14 protein-coding genes are annotated in these 18049 nt (G+C 73.4%); 13 read left to right on the top strand and 1 reads right to left on the bottom strand.

Going from position 1 to position 18049, the window contains the following annotated elements:
* Positions 1–195: 195 nt before the first annotated feature.
* From IEZ12_RS15650 to IEZ12_RS15675, 6 genes are all read left to right on the top strand, one after another.
* Positions 196–729 carry a GNAT family N-acetyltransferase gene (locus IEZ12_RS15650; RefSeq protein WP_229847566.1) on the top strand — a complete coding sequence of 178 codons (534 nt, stop codon included), beginning with the start codon at positions 196–198 and terminating at the stop codon, positions 727–729.
* A gap of 34 nt (positions 730–763) precedes the next feature.
* Complete coding sequence (locus tag IEZ12_RS15655; RefSeq protein WP_189272585.1) at positions 764–2041, top strand: VanZ family protein; 1278 nt, start codon at positions 764–766, stop codon at positions 2039–2041.
* 66 nt (positions 2042–2107) lie between these two features.
* Positions 2108–3274, top strand: a complete 1167-nt coding sequence (locus tag IEZ12_RS15660; protein WP_229847567.1) for a damage-control phosphatase ARMT1 family protein — start codon at positions 2108–2110, stop codon at positions 3272–3274.
* 91 nt (positions 3275–3365) lie between these two features.
* Positions 3366–3779: a hypothetical protein gene (locus tag IEZ12_RS15665; RefSeq protein ID WP_189272586.1), complete on the top strand. Its 414-nt coding sequence runs from the start codon at positions 3366–3368 to the stop codon at positions 3777–3779.
* Positions 3780–3964: 185 nt separating this feature from the next.
* Positions 3965–6874, top strand: coding sequence for a glycoside hydrolase family 48 protein (locus IEZ12_RS15670; RefSeq protein WP_189272587.1), 2910 nt, complete (start codon positions 3965–3967; stop codon positions 6872–6874).
* 193 nt (positions 6875–7067) lie between these two features.
* Positions 7068–8555, top strand: coding sequence for a S8 family peptidase (locus IEZ12_RS15675; protein ID WP_189272588.1), 1488 nt, complete (start codon positions 7068–7070; stop codon positions 8553–8555).
* A 422-nt stretch (positions 8556–8977) separates the two neighbouring features.
* Here IEZ12_RS15675 and IEZ12_RS15680 read toward each other — a convergent pair whose 3' ends face one another.
* The gene (locus tag IEZ12_RS15680; protein ID WP_189272589.1) at positions 8978–9880 is read right to left on the bottom strand and encodes a HipA family kinase; all 903 of its coding nucleotides are present in this window, start codon (positions 9878–9880) and stop codon (positions 8978–8980) included.
* Between the two features lie 129 nt (positions 9881–10009).
* On the opposite strand from IEZ12_RS15680, the gene IEZ12_RS15685 reads away from it, so the two are divergent.
* The 7 genes from IEZ12_RS15685 to IEZ12_RS38455 all read left to right on the top strand — a co-directional run.
* The gene (locus IEZ12_RS15685) at positions 10010–10450 is read left to right on the top strand and encodes an SRPBCC family protein (protein ID WP_189272590.1); all 441 of its coding nucleotides are present in this window, start codon (positions 10010–10012) and stop codon (positions 10448–10450) included.
* Positions 10451–10570: 120 nt separating this feature from the next.
* Entirely contained in the window at positions 10571–11734 is a 1164-nt protein-coding gene (locus IEZ12_RS15690) for a glycosyltransferase (protein WP_189272637.1), read from the top strand.
* 235 nt (positions 11735–11969) lie between these two features.
* On the top strand, positions 11970–13469 hold the full coding sequence (locus IEZ12_RS15695) for a sugar transferase (RefSeq protein ID WP_229847568.1): 1500 nt from the start codon (positions 11970–11972) through the stop codon (positions 13467–13469).
* 8 nt (positions 13470–13477) lie between these two features.
* Positions 13478–14824: an O-antigen ligase family protein gene (locus IEZ12_RS15700; RefSeq protein ID WP_229847569.1), complete on the top strand. Its 1347-nt coding sequence runs from the start codon at positions 13478–13480 to the stop codon at positions 14822–14824.
* Positions 14821–16539 (top strand): lipid II flippase MurJ, encoded by a 1719-nt coding sequence (locus IEZ12_RS15705; RefSeq protein ID WP_189272591.1) that lies wholly within the window; start codon positions 14821–14823, stop codon positions 16537–16539. Before IEZ12_RS15700 ends, IEZ12_RS15705 begins: the two co-directional genes overlap by 4 nt.
* On the top strand, positions 16529–17317 hold the full coding sequence (locus tag IEZ12_RS15710) for a polysaccharide deacetylase family protein (protein ID WP_189272592.1): 789 nt from the start codon (positions 16529–16531) through the stop codon (positions 17315–17317). Before IEZ12_RS15705 ends, IEZ12_RS15710 begins: the two co-directional genes overlap by 11 nt.
* Positions 17314–18049 (top strand): glycosyltransferase (locus IEZ12_RS38455; protein ID WP_229847570.1); only part of this gene is annotated, 736 nt, incomplete at its 3' end. The genes IEZ12_RS15710 and IEZ12_RS38455, both read left to right, overlap by 4 nt.

Genomic DNA, 18049 nt, shown 5'->3' on the forward strand with positions numbered 1-18049 from the left:
CCTCGCTTCGAAGTGCCGTCAACTGGCCGGAGGCGTACGGATGTTGCTCGGTGCGCGCCGGGCTCGCCGATTCTAGGCACCCGGTGTCGGCCCGGGGGCCGTTTTGCCGACCCGGGACGGTTCGCGAACGGCCGGACATGCCCCGCGCCCGAATGGTACGAAGATCGGATGACAAGTTATTGGCTGGGTGAACGAGTGCGCCTGCGAGCGGTCGAGACCGGGGACGGGCCGCTGCTGGCCCGGCTGTCCGAGCAGGAGGAGCGCCTCGGCGACCTGCTCAACCCGCCGCGCTCCACCGAGGGTTGGCAGACCTTCGCGCGCGAGCACGCCACCGCCGACCCGTCCGGCGACACCTACACGCTGATCGTCGAGTCGCGCGCCGACGGCACCCCCGTGGGCTCGGTCGGCGTCCACCGCGCCGACCCGCGCAACGGCTGGTTCGAGTACGGCATCACCGTCGCCGCCGAGCACCGTCGCCGCGGCTACGCCGGCGAGGCCGTCCGCCTGGTGGTCCGCCACCAGTTCGAGGAACGGCGCTACCGCAAGGCCACCGCCCGGGTCTTCGCCCACAACCACCCCTCCCTGGAACTCCACCGCCACCTCGGCTTCACCGAGGAGGGCCGCCTGCGCGGCCACGCCTTCCTCTGGGGCCGACCCGTCGACGTGGTGCTGCTCGCCCTGTTCGCCGAGGACTTCACCGCCCGTCACGGCGCCTCCGCGCCGCACTGAACCCCTGCCGGCCCGCCACCTCCTTGGAAGACCGATGATCGAAACCTCCCTCTCCGCAGCCCCCGCCCTGTTCCCCGCCTTCGCCGTGCTGGGTCTGATCCTCGGGTTCACGGCGTTACGGCTCGCCCGGCGCCGGCAGTGGCCGCCGGCCTCGGCGGTGCTCCTCGGCCTGTCCCTGGCCGGGGAGACCGCGGCGACGCTGACACCGACCACCAGCGGGAGCTGGGGATCGGCGACCTGTTCGATCGGCTCCGGGGTGTGGGACACCGCCGTCACCCAGCAGGGGCTGATGAACCTCGCCATGTACGTGCCGGTCGCGTTCTTCGGCGTGCTGACCCTGCGCCGGCCGCTGACCGTCCTCGCGGGGTGCGGGGTGCTCTCCGCCGTGACCGAGACCTGCCAGACCCTGCTGGGGACCGGGCGCTCGTGCGACGCCGCGGACCTGGTCGACAACGTCCTCGGCGCGCTCGTCGGCACGGTCGCCGCGGTCCTCTGGCTCTGGCTGCGCCGCCACAGGCCGTTGTCCGGGCGGCGGGACGCTCTGCACTCCCTGGGCACGGCCGGCACCGGTTTCGCGGCCGTCGCGGTCGTCGTCTGGCTGTACGTGCCGCTGCACAACGACCCGGCGGGCTTCGTCTCGGACCCCTCCTCGCACGATCGGCACGTGACGGCGGAGCGGATCGCCACGCAGCTGTTCGGCCCGGGCACCTGGGTCATGTCGTTCGGTCTGGCCACCGATCCCAAGGTGTCGCCCCAGCCCGTCCTCGCCGTCGTCACCGATCGCGGCAGGTTCCAGGCCGAGTGGCCCGGCGGACGCCTGCTCGTCAGCGCCTCGACCGCCCGCCAGGCCGAGGCGGAGCCCGTCACCCAGGACCGGATCCTCAAGGCCGGCACCGACTTCGCGGCCACCTGGTTCTCCGACCTGACGCCGACCGCGAGCCCCACCCTCACCCCGGCCGACGGCGCCTACCTGCTCAGCTACCGCCGCCACAACAGCGACAACGTCCTGATGCCCATGCGGCTCGACATCACCGTCGCCGCCTCCGGCCGGGTCACGGCGTCGTCCGCCCGCCGGGACGCCGATCCCCAGCTCCCGCACCCCACCGTCACCGCCGAGGCGGCCGAGCAGCGGGCCGTCGCCACCCTGATCGGCTCCCGCGCGGACACCGCGTCGCTGGTGGCCAAGCAGATCGACGGGCAGTGGCGGCCCTGCTGGGCGGTCGATCTCGTCAAGCCCGGCGAGACCCGGGCGTCGGGCACCGTCGAGTTCGTCGACGCCGTCACCGGTCAACCTGTGGCGCACCAGGGCTGAGCCCCGGTCGGCAGTACTGTCGGACAGGCCCGGCGCCCGCTGCCGACGAAAGAGACGAGCCCCACCGTGTCGAACGCCCCCGTGATCCGCAGCGACGTCCCCGGGTCCTTCTCCTGGGGCGTCTTCCACGAACGTCACCCCAAGCTCGTTCGGCAGGTCCTCGACGCGCTGCCGTACGGCCCCGCCGAGCGGGCGGCGGTCGAGCGGCTGCTGGAGGAGAGCACCGGCGGTGTGCTGGAGCCGCTGCAGGAGGAGGTCGCGGACGTCGCGCAGTGGCGGGAATGGGGAGCGGGCCGGTGGGGACGACCCTGGGGCGAGGCGCCGTTCCTGTGGGCGGAGAGCTACTTCTACCGGCGGCTGCTGGAGGCCACCGGGTACTTCCGGCCCGGCGCGTGGCGGGGCATCGACCCGTTCGCGCCGTTCAAGGACGCCGAGTTGGCCGGGTCGGCGGTGGACGACGAACTGGCCGCGCTGAGCAGGCTCGACGGCCTGCCGGAGACCCGCCGGGCGGCGGCGCTGCTGTCGTCCGCGCTGTGGGGCAACCGCGCGGACCTCAGCTTCGGGATCACCGCCGACGCCACCGGGACGGCCGCCGCGGACCTGGTCGCCGACGACAGCGCGACGCTCTGGACCGAGCTGGAACGGGCCCACGGCGGGCAGGTCTGCGTCATCGCGGACAACGCCGGCCGGGAGCTGCTGCCGGACCTGGTCCTGATCGACCACCTGCTGGCCGGCGGCCTCGCGGCGCAGGTCGTGCTGTACGTGAAGCCGCAGCCGTACTACGTGTCCGATGCGACGACGGCCGACGTCCTCGCCGCCCTCGACCGCCTGCGCACCGCGCCCACGCCGGCCGCCGAGGCGATCGGCGGCCGGCTGTGGCGCGCCATGAACGACGGCGCAATGGTCGTTCGCACCCACCCGTTCTTCTGCGCGCCGCTGCCGTTCCACGCCATGCCGGCCGACCTCCGCGCCGAGCTCGCCGCCGCGACGATGACGATCCTCAAGGGCGACCTCAACTACCGCCGCCTGGTCGGCGACCAACTCTGGCCGCCGACCACGCCGTTCGGCGACACCGTCCGCCACTTCCCGTCCCCCGTCGCGGCCCTGCGCACCCTGAAGTCGGAGGTGGTCGTCGGCCTCACCCCCGCCACCGTCACCCGCCTCGACGACACTGCCACCCCCTGGCGCACCGACGGCCGCCACGCCCTGATCCAGGTCGCCGCCCGCCCGTAGCCGGGGGCGCCGCCGCGCGCGAAATACCGTGGTGGCCGGTCGGTCGGGGCTGGGACCATGCAGGTCCGACCGCCCCGAGGAGTCCGAACCCGTGCCCACGCCCGCCGATCACCTGGCCGCCGCCCGCGCCGCGAGCGACCCGGCCGCGCTGCGCGCGCTCGCGAGCACCGGCCTGCCTTTCATCGACCAGGCCCTCGCCGTCAACCCGCACACCCCGCCGGACACGCTGACGCAGCTGGCCGGGGTCCGGCACTCGGCGTGGAACGACAATCGGCTGCTGTGGCTGCTGGCCGAGCATCCGGGCGCGGACGGGCCGGTGCTGCACGCCGTGCTCGCGGCGGTGGCCGAACTCCTCGCGGCGGGGGAGCGGCCCTACGCGGCCGCGGTCGCGCTGGCGCGGCGGCCCGAGGTGCCGGTCGAGCGGGTGCGGGCGCTGGGGGAGTCGGCCGGGGCCTCGGCGCGGTTGCGCGGGCGGGTGGCGCGGGCGCTGGCCGGGCGGGCGTAAGTTTCACGGCGGCGGTGGGAGCGGGGGAGTGGCAGATCGGGTGCGCTCCCACCGGTTGACGCCCAATTTTGCGTTGCTGCAAGGGGGTTGATACCTCTCTCGGCTGCACACTCCCTTGACACCGCCCGCACCCCTCCCGATATTTGGGAGCGCTCCCACCACCCACCCCCACCCGAGGAGCCGTCATGTCTCCACCCCGCAACCGGGCCACGGCGCTGAGCGCCGCCCTGCTGCTGCTCACGGCCGGCCTGTCCACCGCCGTGGCGGTGCCCGCGTCGGCCGCCGCCGTCCAGTGTTCGGTGGACTACACCGTCAACGACTGGGGCAGCGGGTTCACCGCGAATCTGGCGATCAACAACAAGGGCGCCGCCGCGCTCAACGGCTGGACGCTCACCTACTCGTACGCCGGCAACCAGACGCTCTCCGGGGCGGGTTGGAGCGGCACCTGGAGCCAGTCCGGGAAGAACGTCACGGTGGTGAACGCCGACTGGAACGGGACGATCCCGGCCGGTGGTTCGGTCAGTGCGGGCGCCAACTTCTCGTACAGCGGCAGCAACGCGGCCCCCACCGCGTTCGCGGTCAACGGGACCAGCTGCACGGGTGCCCACGCGGCCCCGACCACCACGCTGACCAGCCCCGCTCCGGGCGCCACCTACCAGGCGGGCGCGGTGATCCCGCTCTCCGCGACGGCGGGCGCGGCGGACGGCGCGAGCATCGCGAAGGTCGAGTTCTACGACAACACCACGCTGCTCGGCACCGCCACCACCGCCCCGTACAGCTTCAGTTGGACGGGCGCGGCGAGCGGCAGCCACTCGGTGTACGCGAAGGCGTACGACAGTCTCGGGGCGAGCAGCGAGTCGACCCCGGCGGGCATCACGGTGGCGGCGGGGCCGGCCGTCACCGCCACTCCGGTGACGCTGTCGGTCAACCAGGGGAAGACCGGCAGCTTCACGGTGAAGCTGAGCAGCCAGCCGAGCGCGAACGTCACCGTCACCACCACCCGGACGTCGGGCAACACCGGACTGTCCGTCAGCTCCGGCGGGACGCTGACCTTCACGCCGAGCAACTGGTCCACCGCGCAGACCGTCACGCTCACCGCCGACGCCTCCTCCACCGGCGCGGCGACGTTCACCTCGGCCGCCACCGGCTACACCTCCTCGGCGGTGACGGTGACCGAACTGGCCGCCGCGTCCGGGGTGTACAACGACCGGTTCCTGCAGCTGTACAACAAGATCAAGGACCCGGCGAACGGGTACTTCTCGCCGGAGGGCATCCCGTACCACTCGGTGGAGACCCTGCTGGTGGAGGCCCCCGACCAGGGGCACGAGACCACCTCGGAGGCGTACTCGTACCTGCTGTGGCTGGAGGCCCAGTACGGGCGGGTGACCAAGGACTGGTCGAAGTTCAACTCGGCGTGGACGCTCATGGAGACGTACATGATCCCGGGTCACGCCGACCAGCCCACCAACTCGGCGTACAACGCGTCCAAGCCGGCCACCTACGCGCCCGAGCACCCGCTGCCGAGCGACTACCCGTCGGCGATGGACTCCGCCGTCACCCCGGGCAACGACCCGATCGCCGCGGAGCTGAAGAGCGCGTACGGCACCGACGACGTCTACGGCATGCACTGGCTGCAGGACGTCGACAACGTGTACGGCTACGGCAACGCGCCCGGCAAGTGCGAGGCCGGGCCGACCGACACCGGACCGTCGTTCATCAACACCTACCAGCGCGGCGCACAGGAGTCGGTGTGGGAGACGATCCCGCAGCCGACCTGCGACAAGTTCGCCTACGGCGGCAAGAACGGCTACCTGGACCTGTTCATCAAGGACAGCTCCTACGCCAAGCAGTGGAAGTACACCGACGCGCCGGACGCCGACGCCCGTGCCATCCAGGCCGCGTACTGGGCCGACACCTGGGCCAAGGCGCAGGGCAACGCCGCGCAGGTGGCGACCACGGTGGCCAAGGCCGGCAAGATGGGCGACTACCTGCGGTACTCGTTCTTCGACAAGTACTTCAAGAAGATCGGCAACTGCGTCGGCCCGACCGCCTGCGCAGCCGGCAGCGGCAAGAGCTCCGAGCACTACCTGCTGTCCTGGTACTACGCCTGGGGCGGCGCCACCGACACCTCGGCGGGCTGGGCCTGGCGGATCGGCGACAGCGCGGCGCACGGCGGCTACCAGAACCCGATGGCCGCGTACGCGCTGGTCAACGACCCGGCGATGGCTCCGAAGTCGAGCACCGGCAAGACCGACTGGACCACCTCGATGGCCCGCCAGGTCGAGTTCACCCAGTGGCTGCAGTCCAGCGAGGGCGCCATCGCGGGCGGTGCCACCAACAGTTGGAACGGCAGCTACGACACCCCGCCGGCCGGCACCCCGACCTTCTACGGGATGTTCTACGACGAGGCGCCGGTCTACCACGACCCGCCGTCCAACCAGTGGTTCGGCTTCCAGGCCTGGGGCCTGGAGCGGATGGCCGAGTACTACTGGTCGAGCGGCGACGCCAGGGCCAAGGCCATCCTGGACAAGTGGGTGACCTGGGCGCTGTCCCAGACCACCTTCAACGCCGACGGCAGCTTCAGGATCCCGTCCACGCTGGCCTGGAGCGGCAAGCCGGACAGCTGGAACGCCACCTCGCCGGGCGCCAACACCGGTCTGCACGTGAGCGTCGTCGACTTCACCAACGACGTCGGGGTGGCCGGCTCGTACGCCAAGCTGCTGTCCTACTACGCGGCCAAGTCCGGCAACGCGGCGGCGAAGACCGCCGCGCAGAAGCTGCTGGATGGCATGTGGGCCAACAACCAGGACGCGCTGGGCATCTCGGTGCCGGAGACCCGCACCGACTACAGCCGGTTCAACGACTCGGTGTCGGTGCCCGGCGGTTGGACCGGCACCATGCCCAACGGTGATGCGATCAACGGGAGTTCGACCTTCCTGTCGATCCGGTCCTGGTACCGGAACGACCCGTCGTTCGCGAAGGTGCAGAGCTACCTGAACGGCGGTGCGGCGCCGACCTTCACGTACCACCGGTTCTGGGCGCAGGCCGACATCGCCACGGCGATGGCCGCCTACGGTGAGCTGTTCGGCGGCTGACCGACCGCCGGCGGCACCGCCCCGCAGCCCGAGTGCCCGGTCCGACCGACAGCGGACCGGGCACTCGTCCGCTCTAGGCCGATTGTTTTACTACCTCTTGATTTTTGTCATATGGGATGAAAGTCTCCCGGCCATTCGCGCGCCTTCGATCACCCTCGATCGCGTCCGCCGACAGTCGGGAGGGTCAACCCCTATGAGCGTTCCCCGGATCCGCCGCTCCGCACTCCTCGCCGCAGGCCTCGCACTGGTCACGGCCGGCGCTCTCGCCGGACCCGCGGCAGGCGCGGCCGTGGCGGCCACCCCGGCCGCCACCGGGCAGCCGATGAACTACGTGGTGAACACCAAGGCCAACCACGGGCAGACCAAGAAGGCCGAGCGCGAGATCGAGGCGGCCGGCGGCAGCGTGGTCGCCTCCTACGAGCAGATAGGCGTGGTGATCGCCCGCTCGGGTGACCCCAACTTCGCCGCCCGGCTCCGCCAGTCGAAGACCATCGACTCGGTCGGCGCCAGCCGCACCGCCGGGATCCAGGCCGCCGACGTCGAGTCCACCGTCGAGGAGACCGCGGTGCCCGCCGCCGCTGCCGACGGCAACGAGCCGCTCTGGGCCAACCAGTGGGACATGCGGCAGATCGGCGTCGACCAGGCGCACAAGTCCGCCCTCGGCAACCGCGACGTGGTGGTCGGCGTGCTCGACTCCGGCATCGACGCCACCCACGAGGACCTGGCCGCCGCCGTCGACCCGGCGCTCTCCGCGTCCTGCCTCAGCGGCCGCCCCGACACCAGCTGGCAGTCCTGGCAGCCCACCAGCAGCAGCCACGGCACCCACGTGGCCGGAACCATCGCCGCCGCGAAGAACGGCAAGGGCATCGAGGGCATCGCCCCCGGCGTCCGGGTGGCGGCCGTGAAGGTGGTCGACAACGGCGGATTCATCTACCCCGAGTACGCGATCTGCGGCTTCGTCTGGGCCGCCGAGCACCACTTCACCCTCACCAACAACAGCTACTACGTGGACCCGTGGATGTTCAACTGCGCGGGCGACCCCGACCAGGGCGCGGTCAGCGAGGCCGTCCGCCGGGCCGTCGACTACTCCCGCCGGGGCGGGGTGCTGAACGTCGCCGCCGCGGGCAACGAGAACATCGACCTGGCGCACAAGACCGTCGACGTCAGCAGCCCCGACGACACCACCCCCGGCGGCCGGCCGATCGACGCCAGCTGCCTCGACCTGCCCGCCGAGCTGCCGGGCGTGATCGCGGTCTCGGCGATCGGCGCCAAGGGCGACAAGTCCTACTTCTCCAGCTACGGCCTGAACAAGGTCGCCGTCTCCGCCCCCGGCGGCGACGCCACCGCCTTCCAGGCGCCCGACACCCCCGACCGCCGTGGCGGGGTGCTCTCCACCCTCCCCGGCAACAAGTACGGCTACATGTCGGGCACCTCGATGGCCTCCCCGCACGTGGCCGGCGTCCTCGCGCTGCTCGCCTCCACCCACCCGGGGGCCAACGCCGAGCAGTTGCGCAGCCTGCTGGTCAAGCAGGCCGACCCGCACGCCTGCCCGACCGGCGTCTTCAACCCCGGCGGCACCGGCGCCTACCAGGCCACCTGTGAGGGCACCCTGACCAACAACGGCTTCTACGGGGCGGGCGTGGTCAACGCCGCCAAGGCCGCGGACGCCTGGCGGAACTGAGCCAACCTGATAGGCCGGGCGGACGTCGGCCGCAATCACGGCCGGTGGCAGACCGAGGCCGACGGCTCCGCCGCTGCCTGGCCGGCGGCGGGCCATTGATCTCGGTCAAGGCCGCTGACGTCGGGCGGAGTTGGGACGGCTTGGTCGGTCGGGCGGTGTCGGGCGTATTGCGGTCGGTGGTGGGCCGACGGCTTTGCCGCTGCCTGGCCGGTGGCGGGCCGTCAAGCTCACTGCTGCTGATCGGTGGGTCGCAGGCCGGTGGTGTGGATCGTGGTGCAGCCGGTCGCGGGTCAGGGTTCATCGGCGTTCCGGGATCGGCTCAACGTGGCAGCAACCACTGGTCGTTGCCACGTACTTGATCGGCCGGGCGTCGGCGGTTCCTGGCTGTCGGTGCCCGGCGGTGTCGTGCAGCCGACCGCAGGTCAGTCCTCGCCGCCGACGTGGCGGGACCAGTCGGACTCGACGGAGGCCAGGCCGGCCCGGTTCGGCACCTGCTTCAACCAGGCCGGACGGGCTGCCGTGCGGGCCGCGGCGGCCCGCTCCTCGGCGGCCCGGATCTGCTCCGGGGTGGCGAACCCCTCCGGCAGCCAGGCCGCGGAGTTCGTGACCCGGGCGGCCAGGTGCTGCACGTACGCGGCCCGGACGGCGGCCGGCGAGTCGAAGCCCGGCTCGTCGGCCAGCCAGGCGTCCGGCACCAACGCGGCGACCTCGGCGAGCAGTTCGGGTGTCACCAGGGGCGCCAGCTCGGCGTCCGCGGCGGCCAGATCGGGGCCGTAGCCGCCCAGCGCGTGGCCGCTGAGGTCGTAGCGCTTGTGCACCGAGGCGTGCGCCGAGGACCAGCGGTGGTGGAAGATCAGCCCGGCGCCGTTGTCGATCAGCCAGAGCCTGCCGTGCCAGACCATCAGGTTCGGGTTGTGCACGCTGCGGTCGACGTTGCCGGTCAGCGCGTCCAGCCAGACCACCCGGCCGGCCTCGGTGGGGGAGACCTCGATCATCCCGGGCTTGAAGTCCCGGGCGCCCGGCAGCAGGTCCATGCCCAGGTTGCGGCCCGCGCTGGCCTTCAGCAGGTCCTGGATCTCCTGGTCGGGCTCGTCCGCCGCCACGGCCGGGTCGAAGTCCACCAGCACCAGCGGCGGCACCCGCAGCCCGAGCCGTCGGGCCAGCTCGCCGACGATCACCTCGGCCACCAGCGCCTTGACGCCCTGCGCCGCACCGGTGAACTTCACCACGTACGTGCCCAGGTCGTCGGTCTCCACCACCCCGGGCACCGAGCCGCCCGCGCGCAGCGGATCGACGTACCGCAGCGCCGTCACCTCATCGAGCATCCGCCCACCCTAACGCCTGGCCGGAGACCCGCCCGTTTCCCGGTTTGGCGGGGGCAGGCGGCGATGGTTGGCTTGGCGGCGACGTCGAGTGCAGATGCGCAGATGACCGGACCGAGGAGAAGTGAACAGATGGGCAAGGTGCACGCCACCACCGAGCGGACGTACGGGGCCGACCCGGCCCGGGTGTACGAGGCGCTGGCCGACTACACGGTGACCCGGCCGAAGCTGCTGCCCGCGCAGTACAGCGAGTACGAGGTGCGGGCCGGCGGCACCGGCGCGGGCACCCAGGTGCACTGGAAGCTCCAGGCCACCGAGAAGCGGGTCCGGGACTGCCTGTTCACGGTGGCCGCGCCGAGCCCGGACACCCTGGTGGAGACCGACGCCAACTCCTCGATGGTGATCACCTGGACGGTCGCGGCCAACGGCCAGAGCGGCAGCAAGGTCACCGTGGAGGCGACCTGGACCGGCGCGACCGGCATCGGCGGCTTCTTCGAGCGCACCTTCGCCCCCAAGGGCCTGAACCGGATCCACGACCAGGTGCTGGCCAACCTGGCGGCCGAACTCGGCTGAACCGCCCGGCGATTCGGACACCCGTACGGCTGATCAGCCGTACGGGTGTTCTGCATCCCCGGGAAGGGTGAAGCGACCCCGGCCGTCCGGGGCCGCCAACTTAGGCTCCGGGCCGTGCAGATGACGATCCTTCATGTCTCCCAACCGGTCGACGGCGGCGTGGCCCGGGTGGTGGTCGACCTGGTGCGCGGTCAGCGCGCGGCCGGCTGCCGGGTCCTGGTGGCCTGCCCGCCCGGCGGCCGGCTCGCCCACGAGGCCGCCGCCGTCGGCGCCCGGGTGTTGGACTGGCCCGCCGAACGCCCACCCGGACCGGGCGCCGTCGGCGAGGCCTGGCGGCTGCGCCGGATCCTCCGCTCCGCCCGCCCGGACGTGCTGCACCTGCACAGCGCGAAGGCCGGGCTGGCCGGCCGGCTGGCCGCCCGCGGCGCCGTGCCCACCGTGTTCCAGCCGCACGCCTGGTCGTTCGCCGCCGTCGAGGGCGCCCTCGCCCGGGCCGGTCTGCGCTGGGAGCAGTACGCCACCCGGTGGTCCCGCACCCTGCTGTGCGTCAGCGAGCAGGAGCGGGCGGACGGCGTGGCGGCCGGGCTGGTCGCGGACTGGCGGGTGGTGCCCAACGGCGTGGACCTGGCGCACTTCACGCCCGCCGACCCGGCGTCCCGGCGGTCCGCCCGGATGGCCCTGGGCCTGGAGCAGTCCGCCCCGCTGGCGGTGTGCGTCGGCCGGCTGTGCCGGCAGAAGGGCCAGGACGTGCTGCTGGACGCCTGGGAGCAGGTGCAGCGGCGGCTGCCGGCGGCCCGGCTGGTGCTGGTCGGCGGCGGCCCGGACGCGGAGGCGCTGGCCCGCCGGGTGCGGGCGCTGCCCGTGCCGTCCGGGGTGCGGCTGGAGGGCGACGTGGCGGATCCGCGGCTGTGGCTGGCGGCCGCCGACCTGGCGGTGCTGCCCTCCCGCTGGGAGGGGATGGCGCTGGCGCCGCTGGAGGCGATGGCCTGCGGGCGGCCGGTGCTGCTGACCGATGTGGCGGGGGCGCGGGAGTGTCTGCCGCCCGGCGAGCGGGGCCGCTCGGTGGTGCCGCCGGAGAATCCCCGTGCGATGGGCGAACGGCTGGTCGAATTCCTTTCGGATCGGATCGAATGCGAACGACGCGGTGTTCTGGCCCGGGCGCACGTGGCAGATCATCACGATATCCGGCAAGTAATCTCGCAGGTGGCGGCGATTTACCGGACTATTGTTCGGAGCCGGGTGGTCCCGGTGGGCCGCACATCCCGTGTCCCGCAGCGATTCTGATCGTTTGTCAGGCCGTGAACGGCCGCCCGCATCGGGGCGGCCTTCTCTCCTGAAGGTCGGATTATTAGGCGGGTGGAATGAAATGGCATGTCAGCTGCCTGTTCTGGTAAGGGCGTTCGGTAATGTCTGATTCTGCCTGCTTCATCCCATTTTTCGCCAGGGAAATGGTCGACCGTGCTTCTCGGCCGCAGGTGCTTGCCTGGAACGGCTTCACAGCAGGGGAGTTCGTGCGCTGATGAGCATTGACCACGAGAGTGTGCCGCGGCCGGCCTCCATGCTGGAGGCCTCCGGCCGCCACGGCGCGGGACTGCTCGACCGGCCGATCACGCGGGCACTGCCACCCCGGACCTCGACCGGGGTCGGCCGCCACCGCGGCCGGCTGCACTCCCGGGTCGCCCTGCCGCTCGCGCTCGCCGGCGCCGACACCCTGGCCGTCGCGCTGGCGGCCGCCGCCACCGCCCCGGCCACCGCCCGGCCCACCGTCACCGTGCTCCTGCTGCTGCCCGCCCTGCTCCCGCTCAACCTGGCCGGCGGCCTCTACCGCAGCCGGCTCAGCCTCTCCGCCCTCGACGAGTTCCCCGCCCTGGCCGCCCGCGCCGCCGTCGCCACCGCCTTCGCCGTCACCGCCGACGCCTGCCTGACCGGCCACTGGGACGACCACGGCGCGACCGGCCCGCTGCGGCTGCTCGCCCTGCTGCTGCTGATGCTCCCGCTCGCCGCCCTCGGCCGCGCCTACGTCCACCACCGCACCCGCCGGGCCCGCCGCCGCCGTCCCAGCCCGGTGCTGATCCTCGGCGCCGGCGAACTCGGCCAGCGGATCGCCGAGGTGCTCACCGCCCGCCCCGAGTACGGCCTGCGGCCGGTCGGCTACCTCGACGCCGACCCGCTGCTGCTGCCCCCCGGCAGCCCGCTGCCGGTGCTCGGCGGCCGCGAGGTGCTCGGCCGGGTGCTGCGCCGCTACCGCGTCCACCACGTGCTGGCCACCGGCGGCTCCGCCGACGACGCGGACACGCTGGCCGCGCTGCGGCAGGCCGCCCGGCTCGGCTGCCAGGTCTGGCTGCTGCCCGGCCTGCGCGAGTTCGACTCCGTGCAGGGCGTCGGCGACCACCTGTGGGGCTTCCCCTGCCTGCGGCTCGGCGCCCCCGCGATGCGCCGGCACGGCTGGGTCGTCAAGCGCGGCTTCGACATCGCGGCGGCCGGCCTCGGCCTGCTGCTGATCTCCCCGGTGCTGGCCGCCTGCGCCCTCGCTGTGCGCTGGGAGACCGGCCCGGGCGTGCTGTTCCGCCAGCAGCGCACCGGGCTCGACGGCCGGGTGTTCACCCTCCTCAAGTTCCGCACCCTGCGCCCCAGCAACGAGCACGAGTCGGCCACCCGCTGGAACATCGCGCAGGACCACCGGATGGGCGTCGTCGGCAAGTTCCTGCGCAAGGCCTCGCTGGACGAGCTCCCGCAGCTGTGGAACGTGCTCCGCGGCGACATGAGCCTGGTCGGCCCGCGCCCCGAACGCCCCTACTTCGTCCTGCGGTTCGGCCAGGCCTACCCCGAGTACGCCGACCGGCACCGCGTCCCGGTCGGGCTCACCGGCCTGGCCCAGGTCAACGGCCTGCGCGGGGACACCTCCATCGAGGACCGGGCCCGCTTCGACAACCGCTACATCGAGGGCTGGACGCTGTGGCAGGACGCCAAGATCCTGCTGCGCACCGCCGCCCTGGTGGTCCGCCCGGACGGGAGCTGAACCGGACCGTGGCCGTCACCCTCCGACTCCCGCTCTCCGCCGGCCGGTTCACCGGCATAGCCGCTCCCCGGCCGAGTTGGCTCGCGGCCGCCACCGTGCTGCTGGTCTGCGTCCCGACCGGGGAGAAGGACGTCACCGCCGCCGTCCACGTCACCCCGGCCGACCTGGCCTCGCTGGCCCTGGTCGCCGTGATCGCGGTCGGCCTGCTGCGCGGCCGGCTGCCCCGGCTCGACCCGGCCGCCGGCGCGCTGTTCGGCGCCGTGGTGCTGGCCGCCGCCGTCGCCACCGTGCACTCCGTCGACCCGTCCGCCAGCCTCACCGGCTTCGTCCGGCTGGTGCAGATCTTCGTGCTGGTGCCCGCCGCCGTGGTGCTCGCCGTCCGCGACCGGGCCGACCAGCGGCTGGTGCTCGGCTCCTTCGTGCTGGCCGCGCTGATCGAGGGCGCGGTCGGCGCGTTCCAGTACCTGACCCGGACGGGCGCCTCCTACACCGGGCAGCCGATCCGCGCCGTCGGCACCTTCGGCGCGCTCGACATCATGGCGATGTCCGGCGTGGTCTCGTTCGGGCTGCTGGCCGCCCTCGGGCTGGGCCTGGCCGAGCGCGGGCCGGGCGGCAGTCGCCCGTTGCGCCGAGCGATGTGGGCGAGCGCGGCGTTCCTGGCCTTTCCGCTGGCGGTGTCGTTCAGCCGGGGCAGCTGGATCGCCACCGCGGTCGCCGCCACCGTGCTGCTGCTGCGCGCCGACGCCCGACTGGCCGTCCGGAGCGTGCTGGTCGGCGGGGCCGCCGCGGTGGTGCTGGTCGGCGGGCTCGGCCTCGGCGCGTCCGGCGTCACCGAGCGGCTCAGCTCGATCGGCTCGGTCTCCGCCGCCCCCGACCAGTCCGTCTCCGACCGCTACGACCTGTGGGCCACCGCCGGCCGGATCTGGCAGGACCACCCGGTGGCCGGCGCCGGACCCAAGGCGTTCCAGCAACTGCGCGACAGCCACGCCCCGCTCCGGCTCTCCTCCGGCAGCGACGCCGCCGACTCCACCATCGGCTTCCAGCGCGAACCGCTGCTCTCCCCGCACAACATGTACTTCCTGGTGCTCAGCGAGCAGGGCCTGCTCGGTGTCCTCGCCTACCTGGCGCTGTTCCTGACCCTGCTGCTGGGCTGCCTGCGCCGCGCCGCCGGCCCCGGCCTGGCCGCCCTCGCACTGCTCTGCTGGGTGCTCTGGGACTTCCTGTACGCCGACATCGGCGGCACCACCACCGTGCTGACCTCCGTGGTGCTCGGGCTCGCCGCCCGCACCGCGCTGCCGGGTCCCGACGCCCGGGCAGCTACCGGTCCCGACTCCCGTGGAGCGAACGGCGCATGACGACCGACCAGCCGGTGGCCGCGGTCACCACGACCGTCCCTGTACCGGCCCCGCGCACCGACGGCGACGACACCGGGCCCCGGGGCGGCTTCCTGGCCAAGGCCTTCGGCGTGACGGCCCTGCTCAGCGCGGCCGGCTCCGGCCTCGGCCTGCTCCGGGACCTGCTGCTGGCCCGCTACTTCGGCGCCAACCAGGGCACCGACGCGTTCCTGGTCGCCTGGACGGTGCCGGAGACCGCCGCGCCGCTGCTGATCGAGGACGCGATGGCCTTCCTGATGGTCCCGGCCTTCAGCCTGGCCCTGGTGCTGCGCGAGGAACGCGGACAGGGCCCGGACCCGGTACGGCAGTTGACCCGCTCCACGCTGCCCTGGCTGCTGCTCGCGCTGTGCGCGCTGTCCGGCACGGTCGCGCTGTTCGCCCCGCAGCTGGTCGACCTGCTCGCACCCGGCCTGGCCGACCCGCGGCTCGCCGTCACCTGCACCCGGATCACCGCGGTCACCGTGGTGCCGTTCGGCGTGGCCGGCTACCTGGCCTCCGCGCTGCGCGCGCTGCACGCCTTCACCGCGCCCGCGGTCATCTACGTGATGTACAACCTGGGCATCCTGGCGCTGCTGCTCAGCGGCCACCGGCTGATCGGGGTGCGCTCCGCCGCGCTCGGCGTGGCGCTCGGCAGCCTGCTGATGGCGGGCGTGCTGGTGGTGCCGTTCGTCCGCCGGCTGCACGCCCGGCAGCGGCGGCGGACCCGGCGGCGCGGGGCCGGCCGCGGACTGGTGCTGATCCCGCTGGCGCTGCTGCCGGTGGCCGCGTTCTCGCTGACCCGGCAGTCCCAGGTGTTCATCGAGCGCTACCTCGGCTCGGCGCTGCCGCCCGGCACCATCTCGCACCTCAACTACGCCGCGAAAGTCAGCCAGTTGGCGATGACCTCGGCGATCCTGATCGTCACCGTGACGTTCCCGGTGGTGGCCCGGGCGATGGCCGCCGGCGACCTCACCGCCGCCCGTGACCGGGTCGAGAAGGACCTCGGTCAGGCCGCCGCGCTGGTGCTGCTCGGCACCGCCTTCCTGCTGGCCTGCGCACCCGCCGTGGTCGCGCTGCTGTTCCAGCGCGGCGCGTTCGGGCCCGCCGACACCGAGGCCACCGCGGCCGTCATCCGGGTGTACAGCTTCGGCCTGCCCGCCCAGGCGATGATCGGCGTGATGGTGCGGCCGTACTTCTGCGTCCGGCCGGTGGTGCGACGGGCCGACGCCCCGCGCGCCGAGGGCGACCGGACCACCTGGCTGGACTGGTACCCGGTCGGCGCGATGCTGCTCGGGCTGGTCGTCACCTTCACCCTGGGCGTCACCCTGACCCCGCGGTTCGGGGCGCCCGGCCTGGCCGCCGGCAACGCGGTCGGGATCACCTTCACCGCGGCCCTGCTGATGCGCGGCCTGATGCTGCGCGGCGTCGCGCTGCGGCTCGGGCTGGTGCTCGGCGGGCAGGCCCGGCTGCTGGCCGCGGCGATCGCCGCCGCCGGGATCGGCTCGCTCGCCATCCGCGCGGTCACCACGCCGCTGTCCGCCGCCCTGCTCGGCGGCGTCACCGTCCTGCTGGTCTTCGCGTTCCTCGGCACGCTGTTCGGCGTGCCCGAGGTCCGCGGGCCGGTCCTGGCACTCCTGGCCCGGGCCCGCCGACCGCACGCCCCCGCACCCGCCGAAGGGAAGCCGCATGGCCGTTGAAACCTGTCTGCCGACGCAGGCGCTCGCGCCCCGGCTCGCACCCTGGATCCTGATGTACCACTCGGTCGCCGAGGAGGACGAGGATCCCTACCAGCTCACCGTCAGCCCCGAACGGTTCGCCGAGCAGATGGACTGGCTGCACCGCTCCGGCCGACGCGGCGTCAGCGTCCGTGAACTGCTGGCCGCCCAGGCCCTCGGCCGGGAGTCCCGGCTGGTCGGCCTGACCTTCGACGACGGCTACGCCGACTTCGCCCGGCACGCCGTCCCGGTGCTGCGCGAATACGGCTTCACCGCCACCGCGTACGTGATGCCCGACCTGCTGGGCGCCGCCAACCACTGGGACGCCGAAGGGCCCCGGAAGAAGCTGCTGACGGTCGAACAGGTCACCGAACTGGCCGCCTCCGGCTGGGAGATCGGTTCGCACGGCCTCGGCCACCAGGCGCTGTCCGGGCTGTCGCCCGCCGACCTGGAACGTCAGACCAAGGAGAGCCGGCACAAGCTGGAGGACCTGGTCGGCGGACCCGTCACCGGCTTCTGCTACCCGTACGGCTCCGTCGACCTGCCCGCCACCCGGGCCGTCCGGGACGCCGGCTACGACTACGCCTGCGCCATCGACCACTGCTCGCTGACCGGCCGGCACGCCCTGCCGCGCTGCTACGTCGGCGACCGCGACGGCGCCTGGCGGCTGCGCGCCAAGCACAGCCGGCACCGCTGGCGCGAGGCCGTCACCGGGCTGCGCTGGGCCCCGCCGAAGGCCGCCACAGGGGGGTGGCGGTGAAGGTCCTGCACGTGGTCACCGGTCTGCACGCGGGCGGCGCGGAACGCCAACTCGCGCTGCTGCTGCGGCACCTGCCGACCGACCAGCGACACGAGGTGGCCACCCTCACCAACCCCGGCACGGTGGCCCGCGAACTGCGCGCCGACGGCTTCACCGTCCACCACCTCGCCATGCGCGGCAACCGCGACCTCGGCGTACTGCCCCGGCTCACCCGGCTGATCCGCACCGGCCGGTACGACCTGGTGCACACCCACCTGTACCGGGCCATGCTGTACGGCCGCCTCGCCGCCCGGCTGGCCGGGGTGCGGGGCGTGCTCGCCACCGAGCACTCGCTGCAGGCCGGGGTGATCGAGGGCCGGCCCGCCTCGCGCGGCGTCAAGGCGCTGTACCTGGCCGCCGAACGGCTCGGCAGCACCACCCTGGCGGTCTCCGGCCAGGTCGCCGCCGTGCTCGACGCCTGGGGCGTGCCCGCCCACCGGGTGCGGCGGCTGCCCAACGGCATCGACGCCGCCCGCTACCGCTTCCCACCCGCCGAGCGGGCCGCCCATCGCGCCCGCCTGCGCGCCGAACTCGGCCTGCCCGCCAGCGCGTTCGTGGTCGGCGGGCTCGGCCGGCTGGTGCCCGGCAAGCGCTTCCACGTCCCGCTGGAGGCGCTCACCGGGCTTCCGGCGGGCACCCGGCTGCTGCTGGTCGGCGAGGGCCCCGAACGGGCCGAACTCACCGCCCGGGCCG

The sequence above is a fragment of the Kitasatospora griseola genome (genome assembly GCF_014648555.1).
In the GTDB taxonomy this organism is placed as follows: Bacteria; Actinomycetota; Actinomycetes; order Streptomycetales; family Streptomycetaceae; genus Kitasatospora; species Kitasatospora griseola.

Bases quoted from the DNA above. Each gene is read 5' to 3' on its own strand.
- IEZ12_RS15685 (WP_189272590.1), top strand. From the start codon at position 10,010: ATGGGCAAGGTGCACGCCACCACCGAGCGGACGTACGGGGCCGACCCG.
- IEZ12_RS15690 (WP_189272637.1), top strand. From the start codon at position 10,571: ATGACGATCCTTCATGTCTCCCAACCGGTCGACGGCGGCGTGGCCCGG.
- IEZ12_RS15705 (WP_189272591.1), top strand. From the start codon at position 14,821: ATGACGACCGACCAGCCGGTGGCCGCGGTCACCACGACCGTCCCTGTA.
- IEZ12_RS15655 (WP_189272585.1), top strand. From the start codon at position 764: ATGATCGAAACCTCCCTCTCCGCAGCCCCCGCCCTGTTCCCCGCCTTC.
- IEZ12_RS15680 (WP_189272589.1), bottom strand. From the start codon at position 9,880: ATGCTCGATGAGGTGACGGCGCTGCGGTACGTCGATCCGCTGCGCGCG.
- IEZ12_RS15670 (WP_189272587.1), top strand. From the start codon at position 3,965: ATGTCTCCACCCCGCAACCGGGCCACGGCGCTGAGCGCCGCCCTGCTG.
- IEZ12_RS15675 (WP_189272588.1), top strand. From the start codon at position 7,068: ATGAGCGTTCCCCGGATCCGCCGCTCCGCACTCCTCGCCGCAGGCCTC.
- IEZ12_RS15710 (WP_189272592.1), top strand. From the start codon at position 16,529: ATGGCCGTTGAAACCTGTCTGCCGACGCAGGCGCTCGCGCCCCGGCTC.
- IEZ12_RS15695 (WP_229847568.1), top strand. From the start codon at position 11,970: ATGAGCATTGACCACGAGAGTGTGCCGCGGCCGGCCTCCATGCTGGAG.